20 protein-coding genes and 1 tRNA gene are annotated in these 20,003 nt (G+C 71.6%); 14 read left to right on the top strand and 7 right to left on the bottom strand.

Annotated features, from left to right (window positions below; translation table 11 throughout):
* The 9 genes from KZX60_RS10250 to KZX60_RS10210 form a co-directional block, all read left to right on the top strand.
* Positions 1-509, top strand: a 509-nt coding sequence (locus tag KZX60_RS10250) for a hypothetical protein (RefSeq protein ID WP_248118115.1), incomplete at its 5' end; no start/stop codon positions are given.
* 183 nt (positions 510-692) lie between these two features.
* Positions 693-854, top strand: coding sequence for a hypothetical protein (locus KZX60_RS10245; protein WP_248118113.1), 162 nt, complete (start codon positions 693-695; stop codon positions 852-854).
* A gap of 130 nt (positions 855-984) precedes the next feature.
* Positions 985-1,281 (top strand): hypothetical protein, encoded by a 297-nt coding sequence (locus KZX60_RS10240; RefSeq protein ID WP_248118112.1) that lies wholly within the window; start codon positions 985-987, stop codon positions 1,279-1,281.
* Positions 1,278-1,478 (top strand): hypothetical protein, encoded by a 201-nt coding sequence (locus tag KZX60_RS10235; RefSeq protein ID WP_248118110.1) that lies wholly within the window; start codon positions 1,278-1,280, stop codon positions 1,476-1,478. Before KZX60_RS10240 ends, KZX60_RS10235 begins: the two co-directional genes overlap by 4 nt.
* A 5-nt stretch (positions 1,479-1,483) precedes the next feature.
* Positions 1,484-1,783, top strand: coding sequence for a hypothetical protein (locus tag KZX60_RS10230; protein ID WP_248118107.1), 300 nt, complete (start codon positions 1,484-1,486; stop codon positions 1,781-1,783).
* Positions 1,784-1,815: 32 nt separating this feature from the next.
* The gene (locus tag KZX60_RS10225; RefSeq protein WP_248118105.1) at positions 1,816-2,151 is read left to right on the top strand and encodes a hypothetical protein; all 336 of its coding nucleotides are present in this window, start codon (positions 1,816-1,818) and stop codon (positions 2,149-2,151) included.
* Positions 2,148-3,347 (top strand): hypothetical protein, encoded by a 1,200-nt coding sequence (locus tag KZX60_RS10220; RefSeq protein ID WP_248118103.1) that lies wholly within the window; start codon positions 2,148-2,150, stop codon positions 3,345-3,347. Before KZX60_RS10225 ends, KZX60_RS10220 begins: the two co-directional genes overlap by 4 nt.
* A gap of 468 nt (positions 3,348-3,815) precedes the next feature.
* A complete protein-coding gene (locus KZX60_RS10215; protein ID WP_248118095.1) occupies positions 3,816-4,271 on the top strand; it encodes a hypothetical protein in 456 nt (151 codons plus the stop codon).
* Between the two features lie 443 nt (positions 4,272-4,714).
* Positions 4,715-5,038 (top strand): hypothetical protein, encoded by a 324-nt coding sequence (locus KZX60_RS10210; protein ID WP_248118093.1) that lies wholly within the window; start codon positions 4,715-4,717, stop codon positions 5,036-5,038.
* 519 nt (positions 5,039-5,557) lie between these two features.
* Here KZX60_RS10210 and KZX60_RS10205 read toward each other — a convergent pair.
* Both KZX60_RS10205 and KZX60_RS10200 read right to left on the bottom strand, forming a co-directional pair.
* The gene (locus KZX60_RS10205; RefSeq protein WP_248118091.1) at positions 5,558-5,857 is read right to left on the bottom strand and encodes a hypothetical protein; all 300 of its coding nucleotides are present in this window, start codon (positions 5,855-5,857) and stop codon (positions 5,558-5,560) included.
* A 772-nt stretch (positions 5,858-6,629) separates the two neighbouring features.
* Positions 6,630-7,499: a hypothetical protein gene (locus KZX60_RS10200; RefSeq protein ID WP_248118089.1), complete on the bottom strand. Its 870-nt coding sequence runs from the start codon at positions 7,497-7,499 to the stop codon at positions 6,630-6,632.
* Positions 7,500-7,727: 228 nt separating this feature from the next.
* Here KZX60_RS10200 and KZX60_RS10195 point away from each other — a divergent pair, with 228 nt between their 5' ends.
* Positions 7,728-9,026 (top strand): hypothetical protein, encoded by a 1,299-nt coding sequence (locus tag KZX60_RS10195; protein WP_248118087.1) that lies wholly within the window; start codon positions 7,728-7,730, stop codon positions 9,024-9,026.
* Positions 9,027-9,054: 28 nt separating this feature from the next.
* Here the strand turns inward: KZX60_RS10195 and KZX60_RS10190 are convergent, their stop codons facing one another.
* Positions 9,055-10,185, bottom strand: coding sequence for an MFS transporter (locus tag KZX60_RS10190; protein ID WP_248118121.1), 1,131 nt, complete (start codon positions 10,183-10,185; stop codon positions 9,055-9,057).
* A gap of 167 nt (positions 10,186-10,352) precedes the next feature.
* On the opposite strand from KZX60_RS10190, the gene KZX60_RS10185 reads away from it, so the two are divergent.
* A complete protein-coding gene (locus KZX60_RS10185; protein WP_248118085.1) occupies positions 10,353-11,828 on the top strand; it encodes a phosphomannomutase/phosphoglucomutase in 1,476 nt (491 codons plus the stop codon).
* Between the two features lie 129 nt (positions 11,829-11,957).
* On the opposite strand, the gene KZX60_RS10180 is transcribed toward KZX60_RS10185, so the two are convergent.
* The gene (locus KZX60_RS10180) at positions 11,958-14,171 is read right to left on the bottom strand and encodes a RecQ family ATP-dependent DNA helicase (protein WP_248118084.1); all 2,214 of its coding nucleotides are present in this window, start codon (positions 14,169-14,171) and stop codon (positions 11,958-11,960) included.
* A 117-nt stretch (positions 14,172-14,288) separates the two neighbouring features.
* Here KZX60_RS10180 and KZX60_RS10175 point away from each other — a divergent pair, with 117 nt between their 5' ends.
* Together KZX60_RS10175 and KZX60_RS10170 are read left to right on the top strand one after the other, a co-directional pair.
* Complete coding sequence (locus KZX60_RS10175) at positions 14,289-14,762, top strand: Rrf2 family transcriptional regulator (RefSeq protein WP_248118083.1); 474 nt, start codon at positions 14,289-14,291, stop codon at positions 14,760-14,762.
* A gap of 44 nt (positions 14,763-14,806) precedes the next feature.
* Entirely contained in the window at positions 14,807-15,991 is a 1,185-nt protein-coding gene (locus tag KZX60_RS10170; protein WP_248118082.1) for a globin domain-containing protein, read from the top strand.
* 81 nt (positions 15,992-16,072) lie between these two features.
* On the opposite strand, the gene KZX60_RS10165 is transcribed toward KZX60_RS10170, so the two are convergent.
* Entirely contained in the window at positions 16,073-17,914 is a 1,842-nt protein-coding gene (locus tag KZX60_RS10165; protein ID WP_248118081.1) for a phosphoenolpyruvate carboxykinase (GTP), read from the bottom strand.
* 245 nt (positions 17,915-18,159) lie between these two features.
* On the opposite strand from KZX60_RS10165, the gene KZX60_RS10160 reads away from it, so the two are divergent.
* A tRNA-Arg gene (locus KZX60_RS10160) sits at positions 18,160-18,236 on the top strand.
* A gap of 84 nt (positions 18,237-18,320) precedes the next feature.
* Here the strand turns inward: KZX60_RS10160 and KZX60_RS10155 are convergent.
* Both KZX60_RS10155 and KZX60_RS10150 read right to left on the bottom strand, forming a co-directional pair.
* On the bottom strand, positions 18,321-18,845 hold the full coding sequence (locus KZX60_RS10155; RefSeq protein WP_248118080.1) for a histidine phosphatase family protein: 525 nt from the start codon (positions 18,843-18,845) through the stop codon (positions 18,321-18,323).
* A 10-nt stretch (positions 18,846-18,855) separates the two neighbouring features.
* Complete coding sequence (locus KZX60_RS10150) at positions 18,856-19,653, bottom strand: winged helix-turn-helix domain-containing protein (protein WP_248118078.1); 798 nt, start codon at positions 19,651-19,653, stop codon at positions 18,856-18,858.
* Positions 19,654-20,003: the final 350 nt, after the last annotated feature.

The following is a 20,003-nucleotide window of genomic DNA, read 5'->3' as shown; positions in this document are numbered from 1 at the left end:
ACGTCACCAAGTCCACGGAGGGCCGGGGGCGATTCGCTATCGGTGCTCAGGCGAAACTCTCCGCCCTGGACGGTGCCTCATTCCTCGTGGAGCCGCTGGCCCCCCTGGGGGTGGGAATGGCCGGCAAGCTCGCCGTTCGGATCGGCAAGGATCGGCCCGGGCGGGTGCGACCTCACGGCGGGAGCTGGCGGAAGTCGGACCGCACTCAGGCCGTCGCCGTCGCCCTGATCGACTCGACGGACCCGGGGCGGATCGCGTTCACGCTGGAAGCCCCGGCGCGGGAAGTGGCCCCCGAGGTGCACGCCGCCCAGGTGGACGCCGACCGACGTGCCGCCGTCCTGGCATGGGTCCGTGACTGCCCGAGCCCGCCGAGCCTCAACAGCATCTGCTCAGCCGTTCCCGGGCGGAAGCAGGACACGACCGCCACGGTCCGCGAACTCGTGGAAGCGGGGCAGCTGCTCACCTCTCCCGGTCCGAATCGCTCGACCCTCCATCACCTCCCCGCCTGATGGTTCCCCGAGTGGTTCCGGTTCCCGTCCTAAAGAGACGGGACCGGAACCACTCACGGGAACCACCTCCCGGTGGTACCGGAACCACTGGGAACCACCGGGAACCACTTAGGCACCTCCAGACGGCCCCGAGCATCCCCGCGATGCCGGGGCCGTCGTCATCCCCGGAAAGGACATTCGCCCATGAGTGACACCGCCCCGACCGCCACCACCGACCGGCCCAGCGACCTCGACAACATGCGCCAGCAAGTGCGCTTCCACATGGACCGCGCCGAGCGTTTCCGCATCCGCGCCGAGAAGGCCGAGGCCGAACTAGCCCAGCTGAAGAAGGAGCCCCACCCGTGAGCACTTCCTCCCGGCCTACACCGAAACACGCCGCCGTCACCGCACTGGAACGCATAGCCGCTGAACTCTCGTACCTGCGGAATGAGTGCGACAGCATCCGCTACGCCCTCGACCGATCCCGGGAGCGCCCATGAGAGCCCGCCCCACGTACACCGATGCCGACGTCCGCCGGTTCGTAGCCCTCGCCCGTGGTGGCCGGGACTCCCGGCGCGAGCGTCACGCGGCCATGCGACGGCACCCGGCCGGTACCGCCCTGGACACGGGTACTCGCGTGCTCACCGGCCCGGCGCCGATTCCGCGTGACTGGCCCGAGCTGCACAACCCCGAGCCCGTCACCACGCGCCCACGGCCCACCCTGACCGCCGCGGACGGCACCGCCGAGCCGCCCCTCCCCGCGTCCGATCCCAGCGAACCGGGGGACCAATGAGGCTGCTCCGTTTAGACGCCGTGCGCCCCTGGCAATGGCGCATCGGCACCCGCACCGAACCCGGTGTCGGCCTGTTCTACCAGGGCCGATTGGTCGGCCACCTGAATACCGCTGAGGCCCGGCAGATCGCCGACGCCCTGCACGACGCCGCCGACGCCGTAGAGACCCCCGCCCCTGACACCAACCCCGAGGACTGAACACCATGACTGAGAAGCAGATCCCCACGCCCGCCGACCTGGAGCGCATGGCCCGTGAGCACGGGTTCCGCCCCCGCGTCGCGGAGACCCCCGAGCCCGCGCCCGAGCTGACCGCCGAGCTGCGCCGCGAGATGTTCGCCGCCTACTTCACCGCCGACGCCGCGAAGGCCGGCTTCGACGGTGAAGCCCTGGCCCCGTACTTCAACCCGGCATCGTTCGCCGGTGAGGATGGACGGCTCGACCGGGAGAAGGTGCGCGCGTTCGTGGCCAGCATGCCCGCTGCCGCCCAGGGCCCCGCCTGGTGAGGGCGCGCCCCGGATCGTCCATCGCCCGGGCCATGACCGCCGGAGTGCCGGGCGCAATGCCTGGCCCCGGCGCCAACGCTGCCCGGGATGCCCTAATCCAACGGCGGATCGCAGACGGCTACGCCCGCCAGGCTGCCACCCGTGAAGCCGAGCATGAGCGCGCCCAGGCCGAGACCCCAGCCGAGCGTGCCGCCCGTGTGAAGGACCAGTACGCCGAGCAGCTGGACCGTGCCGCTGAGCAGAAGCGGGCCACGCGCGCATGGGAGGCCGTGCACGGGCCGACCCCGACCGGACTGCCCGAACGTGCGCCCGGCTCTGTGGAACGCGGCCGCGCCCTGTGGGCCGACCAGCAGCGCAAGCACGCATGAGCCCCGACCGCCCGACCACCATCACCCCGACGTCCGAGGAGGACACGTTGACCACCACCACGCGCACCAAGCGCACCACCAAGACCGCCCCCGAGTTCCCCACCGCCGAGGACATCGCGGGCGCCGTCCATGAGCACGGCGCCGAGGAACGCCGCGACCAGGAGGCCGCCGAGGCCATGCACCGGCTCGCGCGCAAGGCCCACATGAGCGCCACCGATCCCGAGCCGGACGTGACGGCCGCCTATGAGGACGCCCGCGTGTCCGGCGACTGGGACGCGTTCGAAGCCGTCATCCGTGAGCACGTCGAATGGACCGAGCGGGACAACAAGCGTCTGCGCGTGGTCCGTGCTCTCACGGACCGCACCCGCCCTGTGGACCCTGAACGGCGCATCGCACTGCGCGCCGACGCCGGACGGCTCACGCTGGACTACCTGGCCCAGACGCTGCCCTCCATCCTGGCCGCCGCCCAGGCCCTCGACCTGGCCGGCATGCCCGCCTCTGCCGAGGCCGTGCTGAACTCTGGCCCGGAGATGGTGGAACGGTTCGGCAAGGCCCGCGCCGTCGTGGACGCCTACTCTGCGCTGCGTCGTGCTCAGGCCGTCGCCGTGCGGAACATCGCCGCCCGCGAAGTGGGCGGCGGAACGGACATGGGCGTGAGCACCACGGGGCAGTTCCGTGACGCAATCCACCTGGACGCGACATGGCTGAGCAACCGCCGCAACGGCATCACGCTGCTGAACAAGGACGCCACCCGCAACCATGTGCGCCGGTTCGCCCCGGGCGCCGAAGAGTTCTTCGACAACGCGCCCGACCCGCTGTTCGGTTCCATCACCGCGGACGGCTTCCCGGCCGAGTGCAAGACCATCCCCGCCCGGGCCGCATGGCTGAAGAAGTGGGCCGGGCGACTGGAGTTCTTCGTCCCGGACTTCGACCAGCTGCACCTGCTGCACCGGGCGTACTCCGAGGCCCTGGACGTGCGGAACTGGAAGGACCGGCGCGGTCTGGTGGTCCAGGGCGACATCAACAAGACGCCGCTTCCCGATGACGTGGACCTCACGGCGCTGGTGAACCTCACCTACGTGCGCCCTGACTGGGACGCCACGCCCGCCGAGGACGTCGCCCAGGTGGCCGACGCCGCCCAGGCCAACGCCCGAGCCGCCCGCCTGGCCCAGCATCCCGGCCTGGTCAACGACTGATCCCACCCGTTGCATGGGGCCGCGTGGTCGAGAGACTGCGCGGCCCTGTGTGGCCTTGTGAGGCACGCAGACGAGACAGACGACTAAGACCACGGCGGCACGGAGAACGCGCGCCAGAGGTGGCACGCAGGGGCGCTGGCCGCTGCTGCATAACTATGCATGCCCCCGTCCACCCCCCTGCCCCGGGGCCCCTTCTTTCCCGCCTCTGTCTGTGGCTGGCTGTGTGCCGGGTTCAGCCCATTTCGCTAGGACACGTAAATATGCCGACTTTGACCTGTCTGATGTGCGGGAACCGCATCATCCCGGCCGGCATCGGACGCCCTCCACGGTGGTGTTCCGACCCCTGCCGATACCGCGCGCACAACCGCCTACGTCACCTGCGCGTCAAGCTCGCCAGGGCCCATTCGGACGGCCTGGAGCGCCGGGCCGCCTACCTCACTGAATGGATCGACCGATTGGAGACCACCAATGCCTAACTACCCGAAACCGCAGAACCGCCGATCCCGTCAGCGACCCGGACCGGAGTTCCGCGAGCTGGAGATCGTCCCGTCCGCTCAGCCGGACCTCCCGCCGCGTGATCGGCCCTGGAGCGCGGCCACGCTGCGGTTCTGGGAGCGTCTGGGGGAGTCCTCCATCGCGCCCGAGCTGACTGCAACGGAGTGGGACATTCTCATGCTGGCGGCTGCGGCGTATGAGGAGATGTGGACGGAGAACAAGCTCACGCGGATTGACGGGTTCATGTCCATCATGGGCCGGTTCCCGTTCACTCCGCGCGACCGGCTGGCCCTGCGTGTGCAGGCGCTCACCGGCGTTCAGATGGAACAGCGAGTGCAGGACGGGATGGACCGCGCCCATGAGTCGCAGAAGGTCCGGGCTCGCGCGTCGTATGCCGGGCTGCGGACCACGAGCAACGGTCGGCAGTAGGTGCGACGGCGCCCCCAGCATGAAACGGGATCGCTGGGGGCGCCTAGCGCGGCCCACACGGAGGGGGGTTGGTGGGCGGCGCTGTGGCTCACGGTAGCTGGGGCCATGCACCAGACGCCACGGCCAGGCCCCAACCTGATGGCCGACTTGACACGCTCCGCTACCGTAGAAGTTGCAGGGTTGTACAACGACAACGACAACGACAACGACGGAGGGCGATTGGTGGGCACGTGGCCTAAGCACTCCAAGAAGGAACTGGAGCAACTGCTCGAACTGTTCGACTCGTGCGGATGGCGAGTCACTAAGGGCAAGAAGTACTACAAGGTGTACTGCCCGTGCGGAGATCACCAGACGACCGTCCATCTGTCACCCAGCAACCCAAACTACGAGCTCGACAAGCGCAAGTGGTTAGAGCGTCAACCCTGCTACTCCGGGAGGAACTCGTGAAGATCATCAGCTTCCACACTACGTTTGCCTTTCACGGCCCGCAGGACCGCGACTGGCTCGACCAGCAGACTGACGCGCTGGCGGACGCCCTAGTCGACATGGAGGGCACACCCGGGCACGCGGGCCTTCGTGATTCCTCGGTGTCCGTTGACTTCGCCCGCTGCATGGTGGAAGTCGACCTCACCGTAGAGCACGCAGGCTTGGAGGAGGGCGCCGCATTGGCTCAGTCCTGCCTGAATCGTGCCCTCACCCGCATCTCGAATGGTCCCGAGATGGACCGCGAGACGACCGCCCAGCACGCAGATCTGGTGGCTGTCTGACACCTAAAACACCGCGGCCCCGGCCCTCCCATGCGGGAGAGTCGGGGCCGTTTCGTCGTTCAGGGGGTGCGGACACACTCCGCCCCCGCCGGGGTGACTACTGCTCACGTCACCGCCAGGGGTGTGCAGAGTGTGCAGACCCTAGAGGGGCGTCGGCAGTACCGACACCCCGAGGGTGTCACCACTGCTGACGCCCTCAGCAGCCCTCAACCCCTCCGAGGACGTACACACTGTGGACGCCCCCAGGGGTCCGCACTGAGCGCGTACCCCTGGGCACGGCAAGGCCCGCCCCGTTGCCGAGGGCGGGCCGTTGTGCCGTTCAGGCTGCTTTCCGGTAGTCCGCCGCCTCACGATCCCAGCGCCGCACACGCTCCGCTAGGTCATGCCGCCCGGCGCGCTGGAGCCGCTTGTGCAGCGCCCCGAGGCTGGGAGCGCCGACCCGCTGGATGGCCTCGTGGACGCCGTTTCCAGCCGAGAGCAGGAACTCCACGTCCTCCACAACCGCGCGCGTCTCAGGCGTCACGACTGCCGCCCCTCACGGTACGTAGCCACAACCTCAGTCAGCGCCGCCGCGCTGATCCCGTTCTCATCCGCCGCCTGAAGGAGATCGGTCACGAGCAGACGGCGGCGGGAAGCAAGCTCACGGGCCACCCGCTCAACCTCCGGCGTGGCCAGCATGTCCAGCTCGCGCGTGACCGTGAAGATGCCCTCAGCGAGCTGGCGCGCCTGGGCCGGGGTGACGTCAACGCCCTCGCGCCCGCCCTCCCCGAGCCCGGCCAGGGCGACAGTGATACCGCGGCCCTCGTTCCAGGTGGTCATGGTGTTCTCCTTGTTCGGTGGCCGTGGTGGCCGGTTGGTGCTGCTGGTGCTGTTCTAGTGGTGGGGGGTGGCCGTTGCAGGCGGGGCAGGTGCCCTCACCTCTCAGGCAAGAGCGGAGGGCCCAGGGGCCGCCTTTGCTTGGTCCCTCACGCCGTCACTAACCCGCCGCCCCCGTCCACATCCGCGACATGCGCACGCCGAGTAGACCCCCCACCATCGGCAGGGTGTCTCGTGGTGTGCCCTGGTCCGTCCGTGCACTGGACGTTCCCAGCCCTGGCAGTTCAGGGCCGTTCGGGGTGGATAGTTTCGACTGCGCCGGAGCCTTTGGATCAGGTAGGCCGGCTGTCCCGCCTGGATAGTCACGCTGTGACCTCGTGCCGCCCACCGTCACGACGGCGGACAGGACGCGGCCCCGCGTGCGGGGGCCGTTCGGTCACATCGGGCCGGTCCAGATGGAGGGCAGGAACAGCACGGCAAAGCCCGCCGCCGTGAGCGTCAGAGAGACGGCACCACGGGCAACGGGCTGGAGGTGGTGAGAGAGGGGGCGGGTAGGCTGGGACATGGCGACACGCTCTTTCGTGTGGTCCGCGCCCCGGACGGCTGCAACCGTGCCGGGGCACTCGTTTACGGGTGGACCGGACCACTAGGGGACTAGCGGTCCGGGCTACTCATAAACGCCCATGTCAACGAGGGATTGACGGAGATTCCCCCCGTCTCCGCGAGGAAGGGCCGGGAACCGCGTGTTCCCGGCCCTTTTCGCGTCGAAGGACCCTCAGGCCCCGTGGCCCTCGCGGCGCTCCCGCATGCGGCGCAGGAGCTCGAACGCCTCCGGGACTGTGAGCTCCGAATGGGTGGACAGCTGCACGGCCGCGGACTCCAGGTTCCCATCCCGCACCATGGCGGCCAGCTGATCGCGCAGCCACGGCGGGAGGTCACGGGAGGAGACGCGCACGGATCCCTCGCCGCGCAGCACCTCCACCTCGAACGGCTGTTCCTCCGGCGCGGGATCGCCCATCCACTCGGTCGGGATCGTGAGGGGTTCCGCGCCGGCCGACGCCTCCGCGGGTGCCGGGACGGCGTCGGCGGAGCCGTCCGCCTCGCGCGGCGCCCCGGACGCCGCGCCCGGGGCCGCGGCGTGGGACCCAGCGCCGCCGCCGGCCTTGTCCGGGCCCTGGGTCTCCCCGACCCGGCGGGGTGCCCCACCCCTCTGCGTCCCGCCCCTCTCCTGGGGGGCAGACTCGGGCACCACGGGCTCGTCCCCACCTGCGGACGGCGTCGAGGCGTCCGGGCCGTCGATGTCCTCGAGCCCTGCGGGCGGGCGCGTCGGGTAGACCTGCGGGTAGGCGGCCAGGGACTGCACGTCCAGGACGGCGTCCTTCAGGCTCCGGCCGGTGATGCCCCGGTAGGCGCGGATGGCCTCCATGACGCGGCTCTGGGCGATGTGCCCGTAGACGGCGCGGTGGCCCCCCTCGTCGAGCAGGGACACGGCTTCCCTGGCCCGGGCCTCACTCGCCTCCGCCCGCTGGGTGGACGCCGGCGCGGCCGTCCTCCCGCTGTGGGCGCTGCGCGCCATCCGGTTGCCGACCGCCAGCGTGAGCACGCCGATCGCCAGCACGGCCAGGGCGGGAACGAGGTATTCCATGCCCGTCAGTCTAGGTCGGCGCTCCGGGGCCCCGGCGGCCGAAGAGCCCGCCGCGGCGAGGGGTCACACCTCCGTCACAGTTCCCGGGGAATCGCCCGCCGGGGCCCTCGGGTGTGCCTAGGGTGGACAGGCGGCCGCTGGACGGCCGCGGCACCGCGCGCGCGACCTCGCCCGCCCCGAACAGCAACGACACCACCGGCAGCACCGGCCACCACGCAGGAGATCACCATGCCCCTTCCCCCTTCGTCCCTCACCGAGCGCTCCGGGTCTCGGCGGCACCGCGTGTGGGGTGCGACGGCGGCCCTGGCCCTGCTCCTGAGCGGCTGCTCCGCCCCCCAGAGCGACGGCGCCTCACCCGGCGGTCCGGCTGCTCAGGGCGGCGATGCGTCCGCCTCGGCGACGACCGGCACGGGGCCGAGCGCGGACTCGAGTGCGGCGTCGTCCTCGGAGGCGGAGACCGAGGGCCCCTTGGCGGCCCGGTCCAACCCGGACGTGCCGATGCGCGCATACGGCGCGGACGAGCGCCCTCCGCAGTTCGTCCTGTTCTCCTTCGACGGCGGCAACCAGGACGCCCGCTGGAAGTCGTTCATGGAGACCGCGGACGAGGCCGGCGCCAAGTTCACCGTGTTCCAGTCCGGCATCAACCTGGTGGGCAGTGCGAACAAGGAGATCTACAGCGCCCCGGGCAACGAGCCCGGCGTGGTGCAGACCGAGTTCGGCGGACCGGAGGCCGAGGTGGCCCAGCGCGTGGAGAACATCAACGAGGCCCACGCCCGCGGCCACGAGATCGGCACCCACTACAGCGGCCACCTCTGTGCCTCGGCGGAGTACGGCGCGAACAAGTGGTCCACCGCCGAGTGGGAGCAGGAGATCGGGACGTTCTACGAGTTCCTGGACGACCCGCGCCGCGTGAACGGCTACGGGGAGGACTTCCCCGAGCTCGAGGTCGAGGCGGAGGACGTCAAGGGCGGCCGCCTGCCCTGCCTGGACGGGGAGTGGGACGCGCTCGTGCCGGTCTGGAAGGAGCACGGCCTGGAGTACGACACGTCGCACTGGGAGCGCAAGCCCGGGGTGGCCTGGCCCTACCAGAAGGACGGCATCTGGGAGTTCGACATGCCCACCGTCTACTCCCCCGTGCTCGCCGAGGAGGGCAAGAAGTACCCCATGGTCCTGGCCATGGACTACAACTTCTGGATGGACGGCAACGGCGGCAAGGAGGTCCCCGCAGACAAGGAGCGCCTCGGCAGATTCCAGCGGGAGACCTACCTGTACGTGTACGAGTCGGCGTTCAACGGCAACCGCGCCCCGCTCGTGTTCGGCAACCACTTCAACACGTGGAACGACAACACGTTCAACCCCGCGGTGGACCAGGTCATGCGCGAGGTCTGCCAGAAGGAGGACACGTACTGCGTGACCTACCAGCAGATGGTGGACTGGCTCGAGCTGCAGGACCCGGCCGTGCTCAAGCAGTGGCAGGAGCAGGCCCGCTCCGCCGACGGCACGGACGCCGCCGGCCGCGGCAGGTGACCGTCCGCCGCACCCGCCCGGCCCCGGCTCATCGAGCCGGGGCCGTCTCGTCTCCGCGCAGGACGACGACGGCGACCACGGTGGCGGTGAGCACGAGCGCCACCACCATCACCACCGTCCCGGGCCAGCCGTGGGCCTCGTGGAACACCCCGCCCAGCCAGCCGAAGAGGCTCGACCCCGCGTAGTAGGCCAGGTTGTACAGCGAGGTGGACTGCGCGCGGCCCGTCACCGCGGCGGTGCCGGCCCATGCCGAGGCCACCGAGTGCGCCGCGAAGAACGCCCCGGTGGCCAGCACCAGTGCGGGCACGAGCACGAGCGGGTGGGGCACCAGGGTGAGGGCCACGCCCACGGCCATCGCCGTCGTCGCCGCGACCAGGACCCGCAGCCGGCCATGCCGTGCGGCCAGCCGGCCGGCCCACGGCGACGCCCAGGTGCCGGCGAGGTAGGCGAGGAACACGAGTCCCACGGCCGAGGGGTCCCAGGAGAACGGCGGGGCCAGGAGCGTGTAGCCCACGTAGTTGTACAGGGCCACGAAGCCGCCCATGAGCAGCAGCGCCTGCGCGTACACCGCCACGAGCGCGGGCGCGTGCAGGTGCGCACGGACCGTGCGGGTGACCTGCCGCACGGAGGTGCGGGAGGGGACGAAGCGGCGGGCCCGCGGGGTGACCCAGAGGAACCCCAGGGTGCACAGCACGCCGACCGCGCTCACCGCGAGCATGCCCGCGCGCCACGAGGCCGCCTCGGCGACGGGCAGCGCGATGAGCCGGCCGGACAGGCCGCCCAGCGTGGTCCCGGCGATGTAGGTGCCCGCCGCCGCGGTGACCGCGCGCGGAGCCACCTCTTCCGCGAGCAGCGCCACGGCGAGGCCCGCGACGCCGCCGTGCGCCATCCCCTCGAACAGGCGCAGCACCATCATGGCCTCGAGCGAGGGGGCCAGCCCGCTGGCCACCGCGAGCGCGCTCGCGCCGGCGAGCGAGACCACCATGACCGGTCGACGGCCCCACCGGTCGCCCGCGAGCGACCACGGCACCACGGAGACGGCCAGGCCGAGGGTGGCGGCGGAGACGAGCAGCGCCGCCTCGTGGGCCGGCACGCCCAGGTCGGCGCTGACGAGGGGGAGCAGGCCCTGCGGCGAGTAGAGCTGGGCGAACGTGGCCACGCCGGCCAGGAAGAGGCCGAGCAGCAGCCGACGGTAGGCGGGCGTGCCAGGCGAGAGCGGCTCCGGGGCTTCCGGCGGCGGGCCGCCCGGCACGCCGCCGGAGCGCGGGAATCGGTTTGCGGAGGCCACCAGCCCACTGTATCCAGGGGTCCACTACCATCGGTCGGGTGACTACTTCCTCTGGACCCATCGACCTGCGTGACTCCTTCAAGGCCTATGACGTGCGCGGCATCGTGGGCGAGACCATCACGGCGGAGTCCGTCCGAGCCGTGGGCGCAGCCTTCGTGGACGTCCTCGAGCTGGCCGGGCAGACCGTGCTGGTGGGCGGGGACATGCGCCCCTCCTCTCCCGAGTTCATGGACGCCTTCGCGGCCGGCGCCACGGCTCGCGGCGCGAACGTGCTGCTGCTGGGCCTCATCTCCACGGACATGCTGTACTACGCGGCCGGCGTGAAGCAGGCCGCCGGCGTGGTGTTCACGGCCTCGCACAACCCGGCCGAGTACAACGGCATGAAGATGGCCAAGGCCGGCGCGGTGCCCGTCTCCTCAGACACCGGCCTCTACGAGATCCGCGACGTGGCCCAGCGCTACCTGGACGGCGGCGAGATCCCCGCGGTGGAGGCCCCGGGCTCCGTGTCCGAGCAGGAGATCCTCGGCGCCTACGCCGAGTACCTGCGCTCCCTCGTGGACCTGCGGGGCATCCGCCCGCTGAAGGTCGTGGTGGACGCGGGCAACGGCATGGCGGGACGCACGACTCCGGCGGTCCTGGGGGACACGCTGCTGCCGGGCCTGCCGCTCACCATCGAGCCGCTCTACTTCGAGCTCGACGGCACCTTCCCGAACCACCCGGCCAACCCGCTGGAGTCGGAGAACCTGCGCGACCTGCAGGCGGCCGTGACGGACCGCGGCGCGGACCTCGGCCTGGCCTTCGACGGAGACGCCGACCGCTGCTTCGTGATCGACGAGAACGGCGACCCCGTGTCCCCGTCCGCGGTCACCGCCCTCGTGGCGCGCCGCGAGATCGCCCGCGCGAAGGCGGACGGGGAGGAGACCCCCGTGATCATCCACAACCTCATCACCTCCCGAGCGGTGCCCGAGCTGGTGGAGGCCGACGGCGGCCGCGCCGTGGTGACCCGTGTGGGCCACTCCTTCATCAAGGCGGTCATGGCGTCCGAGGGCGCCGTGTTCGGCGGCGAGCACTCCGCGCACTACTACTTCCGTGACTTCTTCAACGCGGACACCGGCATGCTGGCCGCGATGCACGTCCTGGCCGCCCTGGGCGAGCAGGAGCAGCCCCTGAGCGAGCTGGCCGAGGAGTACGAGCCGTACTTCGCCTCGGGCGAGGTCAACTCGAAGGTGGAGGACAAGGACGCCGCCGTGGCCGCCGTGCTCGCGCAGTTCGCCGCGGGCGCCGAGGACGGCGGCGACGCCGGCCAGGCCACCCACGGGGACTTCGCGGGCGTGGCCACGCGCGTGCTCCGCATGGACGGCACCACCGTCTCCGCGGCCGACGGCTCATGGTGGTTCAACCTGCGCCCCTCCAACACGGAGCCGTTCCTGCGCTACAACGGCGAGGCCCGGACCCCGGAGACCATGGAGGCCATCCGCGACGCGGTGCTGGAGATCGTCCGCACCGAGCGCTGACGGACGGCGGGCGGACCGCCCTCCACGGGCCCGAGGGGGCCGGACCATCCGGTCCGGCCCCCTCGGCGTGTCAGCCCTCGTCACGTCGGGTCCCGGCGAATCAGCCTCCGCCGCCTCAGCTCTGTCGAATCAGCCGGACTGGGCGAGGACGAAGGGCAGCACCCCCTGGGCACCGGCCTCGCGCAGCACCCGCGTGGCCTCGGCCAGCGACCACCGGGAGTCCACGAGGTCGTCCACGAGCAGGACGGGGCCGACGTGCCCCGCCTCAGGCGCCGTGCGGAGCATGTGGGCCATGGCCTGCGGGACGGCGAAGCGGCCGTGGACCGAGGCCAGCCGGTAGGCGCTGTTGCCGCCCGGGCCGGCCGTCGGGCCGCCGCCCACGAGGTCGAGGGTGCCGAGGAACGGCAGGCGGCCGATCCGTGCGACCCCCTCGGCGAAGGAGCCCACGAGCTGTGGCCGCCCCCTCGAGGGCATGGCCACCACCGCGATGGGGCGGTCCTGCCAGCCCCACCCGGCGAGGACCCCCACGGCGCCCTGCAGCACGTTCTCCGGCACCGGGGCATCCGGCGCGGCGAGCAGCTCGCGCAGGACTCCGCCCCAGCCCAGGTCCGTCAGACGCGCGAGGGCGCGCCCCTCCTCCGCCTGCGCGCCGGCGGCCATGCGGCCCGTCACCGGCACGCCCAGCCGGTCCATCCCGGAGGGCCACATGCGGCGCGGCTCGAGGGGGACGCCGGCCCGGTGCAGGGCGTGCTCGGCGCGCTCCCGAGCGGCACCGTCCGAGCCCGTGGGGTACCACGGGCCGGCGCAGACGTCGCACCGCCCGCACGGCGCGGCCGTGGGATCGTCCAGGGTCCGCGCCAGGAACTCCATGCGGCACGTCTGCGTCGTCTGGTAGTCCAGCATGAGGCGCTCCTCCGCACGGCGGGCCTCGGCCACGCGGGCGTAGCGCTCGCCGTCGTAGGTCCAGGGGCGGCCCGTGGACCGCCAGCCGCCGCCCACGCGCTCCACCGCACCGTCCACGGCGAGCACCTTGAGCAGCAGCTCGAGGGCGGTGCGCTTGATGCTCACGGCGGGCTCCAGCGCCGCCACGGACATCGCCCCGCCGTCCGCGGAGAGCGCCGCGAGCACCGTGTGGGCCTGGGCCTCGTCCGGCATGGAGGCCGTGGCGAAGTACTGCCAGATCTGGCGGTCCTCCGCGCCGGGCAGCAGGAGCACGTCCGCGTGGTCCGTTCCACGGCCCGCGCGGCCGACCTGCTGGTAGTACGCCACCGGGGAGCTCGGCGCCCCGAGGTGCACGACGAACGTGAGGTCCGGCTTGTCGAACCCCATGCCGAGCGCGGACGTGGCCACCACCGCCTTCACGCGGTTGGCCTTGAGGTCCTCCTCGATGCGGGCGCGCTGCTCCGGGTCCGTGCGGCCCGTGTAGGCCACCACCTCGTGGCCGGCCTCGCGCAGCACCCGCGCCGTGTCCTCCGCCGCGGAGACCGTGAGCGCGTAGACGATGCCTGAACCCGGCAGCTCTCCCAGGTGGGCAAGCAGCCACGCGAGGCGGGCCGCGGGGTTCGGCAGCCGCAGCACGCCGAGGCGCAGCGAGGCGCGCGCCAGCGGACCGCGCAGCACGAAGACGTCCTGCGCCGAGTCCACGCCGAGCTGCTCCACCACGTCCTGCACGACGCGCGCGTTGGCCGTGGCGGTGGTGGCCAGCACGGGCACCGCCCGGGGTCCCTGGGAGGGCAGCTGTCCGATCAGGTCGCGGATGCGCCGGTAGTCCGGCCGGAAGTCGTGCCCCCAGTCGGAGATGCAGTGGGCCTCGTCCACCACGAGCAGGCCCATGCGGGCCACGAGGTCCGGCAGCTGCTCCTCGCGGAAGCGGGGATTGGTCAGCCGCTCCGGGGAGATCAGCAGCACGTCCACCTCGTCCGCCGCGAGCTTGGCCCGGACCTCGTCCCACTCGGTGGAGTTCGCGGAGCTCACGGACACGGCCCGCACGCCCGCGCGCGCCGCCGCCGAGACCTGGTCCCGCATGAGGGCCAGCAACGGGGAGACGATGAGCGTGGGGCCGGCGCCCCGCGCCCGCAGCAGCAGGGACGCCACGAAGTACACGGCGGACTTGCCCCAGCCGGTGCGCTGCACCACCAGCGCCCGCCGGCGGTGCGCCACGAGCGCCTCGACGGACTCGTACTGGCCCTCCTTGAACTCGGCGTCCGGCCGGTCCACCAGGCGGCGCAGGACCTCCAGGGCCTGGGAGTGCAGCTCCGGGTCCGCCGCGGGCTCACGCCGCGGGCCGCCCGGGGCGGCGACGGGAGGGAGGGGCGGGCCGGCGTCGTGCCTGGGGGAGGTCATGGCGCCAGTATGCCAACGGAGGCGGACAGGATGAGGCGGGCGCCGGGACGCCGGGGACGCAGGCCTCCCGTGGGGCGCCTGTGCAGGAGCGTGCCCCCCGATGGGAGAATCGGCGCCATGAAGTTGAACGCGTTCACCGACGTGAGCCTGCGCGTCCTCATGGTGCTCGCCCGCGCCGAGGGGCGCCAGCTGACCAGCCAACGGATCGCGGACGAGATCCACGTGCCGTACAACCACGTCATCAAGGCCGTGGCCGAGCTGCGCCGCCGCGGGACCATCCAGGTGGCCCGCGGCCGGCTGGGCGGCGCCCGGATCACGGAGGCGGGGCTGGACCAGCGCGTCGGAGAGCTCGTGCGCGACCTGAGCCCCCGCGCCGAGGTCCTCGACTGCGCCGGCCACGAGACGGGCGTCCCGTGCCCGTTCGCGGCGGACTGCCGACTGCGGGAGGCCCTCGCTCGCGCCCGGGAGGCCTTCATGGCCGAGCTCGACCTCCTGACGGTCCGTGACCTCGTGCGTCCGGGCGGAGCGGGCGCCGCGGGGCCGGTCTCCCTGGGCCTGCCCGCGATGGGATCCCACGCGGCCACGGTGTAATCTTGCATCGACAATGCACATATAAGGCTCCCGAGGAGACCCCCATGCTGTCCGAGAAGTCCCGCCCCGTCATCGAGGCCACCGCCGCCGTCGTCGCCGAGCACATGCCGGAGATCACGCCGAAGTTCTACGCCCACATGTTCGAGGCCCATCCGGAGCTGCTGGACGGGCTGTTCTCCCGCGCCAACCAGCGCAGCGGCGAGCAGGCCCAGGCCCTGGCCGGCTCGATCGTGCGCTTCGCGGTGCACCAGCTCGAGCACCCCGACTCCCTGCCCGAGGCCGTGCTCGCGCGGATCGCGCACAAGCACACCGCCCTCGGCATCACCGAGGACCAGTACCAGATCGTCTACGAGAACCTCTTCTGGGCCATCGCCGACGTCCTCGGCGACGCCGTGACCCCCGAGGTCGCCGAGGCCTGGACCGAGGTGTACTGGCTCATGGCCGACGCCCTGATCAAGCTCGAGAAGGGCCTCTACGCCAAGCAGGCCAACGACAAGATGTGGCTCGACTGGAAGGTCGTCTCCAAGGAGCCCACCGGCAACGCCGCCGTGACCTTCCGCTTCGAGCCGGCCGACGACACCCCGCAGACCCCCGGCGAGGCCGGCGGCTTCGTCTCGGTGCGCGTCAAGGTGGCCGACGGCCTGCGCCAGGCCCGGCAGTACTCGCTCTCGGACCACGCCGCCTCCACCACCGAGCGCGTGATCACCGTGAAGCTGGACGAGGCCGGCGAGGTCTCCCCCACGCTCATCAACGCGGTGGAGGTCGGGGACGTCGTCGAGCTGTCCAACCCCTACGGCGAGATCACCCCGAAGGACGACTCGGCGCCCCTCATGCTCGCCACCGCGGGCATCGGCATCACGCCGGCCGCCTCCATCCTGAGCTCGCTGGCCGAACAGGGGTCCGACCGCGAGGTCGTCGTCCTGCACGCCGATGCCTCCCTGGAGTCCGTGGCCCTGCTCGGGCAGCTCACGGAGTCGCTCTCCGCGCTGCCGAACGCCCAGGCCCACCTGTGGCTCGGCGTGGCCCCGGAGCAGGCGCCCGAGGGCATCACCGTCCACGAGGGCCGCATGGACCCCTCCGAGATCGAGCTCCCCGCCGGCGCCGAGGTCATCCTCTGCGGCCCGCTGGCCTTCATGCAGGCCACCCGCTCCGCGCTGATCGACGCCGGCGTGCCGGCGACCGGGATCCGCTACGAGATCTTCGGCCCGGACCTCTGGCTCGCCGTCTGAGCGGAGCCGCCCGCAGGACGACGTCGGCCCCCCACCTCCTTCTTCGCGGAGGTGGGGGGCCGACGTCGTCGGTGGCGGGGCTCAGAGCGCGAAGCGTGCCTTCTGGGCCTCGTAGCGCTCGCGGATGGAGGCGGGCAGCGAGTCGCCGAAGCGCTCCAGCCACTCCTCGATGAGCTCGGACTCCTTGGCCCACTCCTCACGGTCCACCTTGAGGGCGTCATCGAGGTCCGCGTCGGACACGTCCAGGCCGGTCAGGTCGAGGGACTCGGGGGTGGGGGTGAAGCCGATCGGGGTCTCCACGGCGTCGGCCTTGCCCTCGAGACGCTCCGCGACCCACTTGAGCACGCGGGAGTTCTCACCGAAGCCGGGCCACGCGAAGCCGCCGTCGCGGTTGCGGCGGAACCAGTTCACGAGGTAGATGCGCGGCAGCTTCTCCGCGTCGGCCTTGCCGGACTCCTCGATCCAGTGGGCCAGGTAGTCGCCGGCGTCGTAGCCGAGGAACGGCAGCATGGCCATCGGGTCGCGGCGCACCACGCCCACAGCGCCGGCGGCGGCCGCGGTGGTCTCCGAGGAGAGGGTGGCGCCCTTGAGGATGCCGTCCTCCCAATCGAAGGCCTCCGTCACGAGGGGGACGGTGGTCTTGCGGCGGCCGCCGAAGAGGATCGCGTCCAGCTTCACGCCGGCCGGGTCCCGGTACTCGTCCGCGAGCATGTCGGTCTGCTCGATCGGGGTGCAGAAGCGCGAGTTGGGGTGGGCTGCCGGGGTGTCGGACTCGGGCGTCCAGTCGTTCCCGCGCCAGTCGGTCAAGTGCGCGGGCACCTCGTCCGTCATGCCCTCCCACCACACGCCGCCGTCGTCCGTGAGGGCGACGTTGGTGAAGATGGAGTTGCCGCGGGCGATCGCGCGCATGGCGTTCGGGTTGGTGGACCAGCCCGTGCCGGGGGCCACGCCGAAGTAGCCGGTCTCGGGGTTGATCACGCGCAGCTCGCCGTCGTGGCCGGCGCGGATCCACGTGATGTCGTCGCCCAGGGTCTCGGCCTTCCAGCCCTCGATCGTGGGGTCGATCAGCGCGAGGTTGGTCTTGCCGCACGCGGAGGGGAAGGCGCCCGTGATGTGGAAGGCACGGCCCTCGGGGTTGGTGAGCTTGAGGATCAGCATGTGCTCGGCCAGCCAGCCCTCGTCCCGCGCCATCACGGAGGCGATGCGCAGCGCGTAGCACTTCTTGCCCAGCAGGGCGTTGCCGCCGTAGCCCGAGCCGTACGACCAGATGGAGCGCTCCTCGGGGAAGTGCACGATCCACTTGGTGGCGTTGCACGGCCACGGCACGTCCTGCTCGCCGGGGGCGAGGGGGGCGCCCACGGAGTGCACGGCGGGCACGTAGAAGGCCTGCTCGCGGGACATCTTCTCCAGCACGTCGGTGCCGATGCGGGCCATGATGCGCATGGACATCACGACGTAGGCGGAGTCGGTGATCTCCACGCCGTACTTGGGGTCCTCGGCGTCGAGGTGGCCCATGACGAACGGGATCACGTACATGGTGCGGCCGCGCATGGAGCCGCGGAAGGCGTCGTCGAGGATGCCGTGCATCTCGGCGGGGGCCTTCCAGTTGTTGGTGAAGCCCGCGTCCTCCTCCTTCTCGGAGCAGATGAACGTGCGGTCCTCCACGCGGGCGACGTCGGCCGGGTCGGAGAACGCGGCGAACGAGTGCGGGAAGAGGTCGTCGTTCAGCTTCGTCAGGGTGCCGGCCTCGACGAGCTCGGCGGCGAGGCGGTCGTACTCCTCCTCGGAACCGTCCACCCAGTGGACCTCGTCCGGCTGCGTCAGCTCGGCGATCTCGGCGACCCAGTCGCGCAGCTGGGCGTAGTCCGTGGGCGCGTCCTGCACAGCACGCTCCGCGAAGGTGGGGGTGGCGTTGTCAGCCATGGAGAGTCCTCCCGTAGGGGTCCTGTACCGTTCCGTCCCACCACAGACGTGCACACCGATCATGGTGCGCCACGCCGTTGTGGTCGCACGGTCTTGGGGCCATGGTACCCGAGGGGCCTGCGGCGAGGCCGCCCAGGGCGGCCTCACCCGAGGGCGGCCCGGCCGCCCACGGGGCCCGTTTTGCACGTGCGGGGGAAGGTGTGTATAGTTCTACGAGTTCGATCCGCTCCAGCGGAACGGAAGATGCGCCCATAGCTCAGCTGGATAGAGCGTCTGTCTACGGAACAGAAGGTCAGGGGTTCGAATCCCTTTGGGCGCACCACAGGGAAGGCCCCCGCTCCTCGGAGAGCGGGGGCCTTCGTCGTCCCCGAGAGGTCCAGCGACGTCGGGGCCCGCTCCGGCGGCGTCAGCGGCCCGGCACCACGAAGTGGGTGAGGGCGGCGTCGCGCCCGTCGAGCTCGGCCCACGGCTTGTCGACCCGGAAGACCTGCAGCCCCAGCGTGGGGTAGTGCTCCGTCATGGCCAGCGCTGCGTCCTGGTCCGAGTCGAGGCTCATGAGGCGCATGCCGAGGTTCTGCACCCACGGCATGTGACCCACGACTAGGAGGCAGCGGACGCCCTCCTCGGTCTCGTTGACGATCGAGAGCGCGCGGGCGGCGTCGGCCTCGTAGAGCCGTCGGTCCAGATAGGGGGTGGGGGCGAGCTCGCCGAGCTGCTCGCACACCCACACGCAGGTCTGCCGGGTGCGCAAGGCGTCCGAGCAGACGATGCCGTCCGGGACGAGCCCGTTCTCCCGGAGCCAGCGGCCGGCGGCGGGCGCCTGCTCGTGCCCGCGCGCGGCGAGCGGGCGGTCGTGGTCGTCCGCCCCCTCGGGCCAGCCGGCCTTGGCATGCCGCAGGACGATCAGGGTCTTCGCGTCGGAGCCGCCCATGGCGCCGCGGTCAGATGGAGTACTCGGGAGCGGCCCACACGACGACCTCGGGGTGCCGGTAGAAGCGGTAGCCCTGGCCGCGCACGGTGCGCACGGTGTTGGCCAGGCGGCCGAGCTTGGCGCGGAGGCGGCGGATGTGGACGTCGATCGTGCGCTCGTTGGGGACCTCGTCCGAGGTGCGCCACAGCGCCTCGAGCAGCTCGTCGCGGCCCACCGTGCGCTCCCCATTCTCCACGAGGTAGTTGAGCAGCTCGAACTCCTTGAACGTGAGGTTCAGCGGCTCCCCGTCCAGCTGCACCTCGCGACGGGACAGGTCGATCAGCACGCCGGGCTGCCGCGTGGACACCGGGGCGGGCGCCTGGGCCAGGTCGGGGCGCAAGGCGCCCTGCACGGTGGGGTCGCCCAGCACCTGGCGGACCACCTCGAGGTCGTCGCCCTCGGCGCCGGCCGGGGCCAGGGCGACGGCGGCGTGGGACTGGGAGCCCGGGACGAGCGACTCGACGTAGTGGCGCAGCTCGTTGGCGAGGCGGGTGAGCGAGGTGCCGGCGGCCGAGGCCGCGAGCTCGTCCATGCCCACGTAGATCACGAAGCCGCGGGCCTCGTTCTCCCGGGCCACCGCCTGGGGACCGGGGACGCCGTTGGGCGCGAGCACGGGAGTCGGATCGGTCTGTGCGGGGAGCGGGCCCGGCGCGGGCGTCCCGGCGAGGCGGAGGTCGCCGCGGCCTGCCGCGCCCCGCACCCGGTGGCCCGGGGTCCGGCGCTGCGCGTTGCGCACCGAGACATGCACGTATCCGGCGGACTCACTCATGACCGTCACTCCTCAGTCGGTTCCCCGCCTGCTCGCGAGAACGCGGGCGGGATCGTCATATGACGACTATGTGACGTCGCCCGGCGATCTGGCAAGTAACACTGATTGATTCGTCTCGCATATCGGACGCTCTGGATCCATTTGTGTCTGAGATCACCATTCGTCGCCCTGCATAACCCCGCCGTGTCATTTTCGACCCGACGCCGCCCCCATCGAGGGCATCGCATATGTATGCCGCATCTTCTCCCAGCCGGCTCCCAGTTCAGATCGCCCACGTCGGGTTGCCTCCGACGTCGCCCCCCGCCCGTCCATCTGGTGGACGACACATTCGACATGGTGGTCACCGAAAG

It is taken from the genome of Micrococcus sp. EYE_212 (assembly GCF_023147585.1).
Lineage (GTDB): Bacteria > Actinomycetota > Actinomycetes > Actinomycetales > Micrococcaceae > Micrococcus.
This window is presented reverse-complemented; position numbering and strand designations above follow the sequence as displayed.

Excerpts from the sequence above, each read along its gene's own strand:
- KZX60_RS10245 (WP_248118113.1), top strand. The coding sequence starts at position 693 with ATGAGTGACACCGCCCCGACCGCCACCACCGACCGGCCCAGCGACCTC.
- KZX60_RS10240 (WP_248118112.1), top strand. The coding sequence starts at position 985 with ATGAGAGCCCGCCCCACGTACACCGATGCCGACGTCCGCCGGTTCGTA.
- KZX60_RS10235 (WP_248118110.1), top strand. The coding sequence starts at position 1,278 with ATGAGGCTGCTCCGTTTAGACGCCGTGCGCCCCTGGCAATGGCGCATC.
- KZX60_RS10230 (WP_248118107.1), top strand. The coding sequence starts at position 1,484 with ATGACTGAGAAGCAGATCCCCACGCCCGCCGACCTGGAGCGCATGGCC.
- KZX60_RS10225 (WP_248118105.1), top strand. The coding sequence starts at position 1,816 with ATGACCGCCGGAGTGCCGGGCGCAATGCCTGGCCCCGGCGCCAACGCT.
- KZX60_RS10220 (WP_248118103.1), top strand. The coding sequence starts at position 2,148 with ATGAGCCCCGACCGCCCGACCACCATCACCCCGACGTCCGAGGAGGAC.
- KZX60_RS10215 (WP_248118095.1), top strand. The coding sequence starts at position 3,816 with ATGCCTAACTACCCGAAACCGCAGAACCGCCGATCCCGTCAGCGACCC.
- KZX60_RS10205 (WP_248118091.1), bottom strand. The coding sequence starts at position 5,857 with ATGACCACCTGGAACGAGGGCCGCGGTATCACTGTCGCCCTGGCCGGG.
- KZX60_RS10200 (WP_248118089.1), bottom strand. The coding sequence starts at position 7,499 with ATGGAATACCTCGTTCCCGCCCTGGCCGTGCTGGCGATCGGCGTGCTC.
- KZX60_RS10195 (WP_248118087.1), top strand. The coding sequence starts at position 7,728 with ATGCCCCTTCCCCCTTCGTCCCTCACCGAGCGCTCCGGGTCTCGGCGG.
- KZX60_RS10180 (WP_248118084.1), bottom strand. The coding sequence starts at position 14,171 with ATGACCTCCCCCAGGCACGACGCCGGCCCGCCCCTCCCTCCCGTCGCC.
- KZX60_RS10175 (WP_248118083.1), top strand. The coding sequence starts at position 14,289 with ATGAAGTTGAACGCGTTCACCGACGTGAGCCTGCGCGTCCTCATGGTG.
- KZX60_RS10170 (WP_248118082.1), top strand. The coding sequence starts at position 14,807 with ATGCTGTCCGAGAAGTCCCGCCCCGTCATCGAGGCCACCGCCGCCGTC.
- KZX60_RS10165 (WP_248118081.1), bottom strand. The coding sequence starts at position 17,914 with ATGGCTGACAACGCCACCCCCACCTTCGCGGAGCGTGCTGTGCAGGAC.
- KZX60_RS10155 (WP_248118080.1), bottom strand. The coding sequence starts at position 18,845 with ATGGGCGGCTCCGACGCGAAGACCCTGATCGTCCTGCGGCATGCCAAG.
- KZX60_RS10150 (WP_248118078.1), bottom strand. The coding sequence starts at position 19,653 with ATGAGTGAGTCCGCCGGATACGTGCATGTCTCGGTGCGCAACGCGCAG.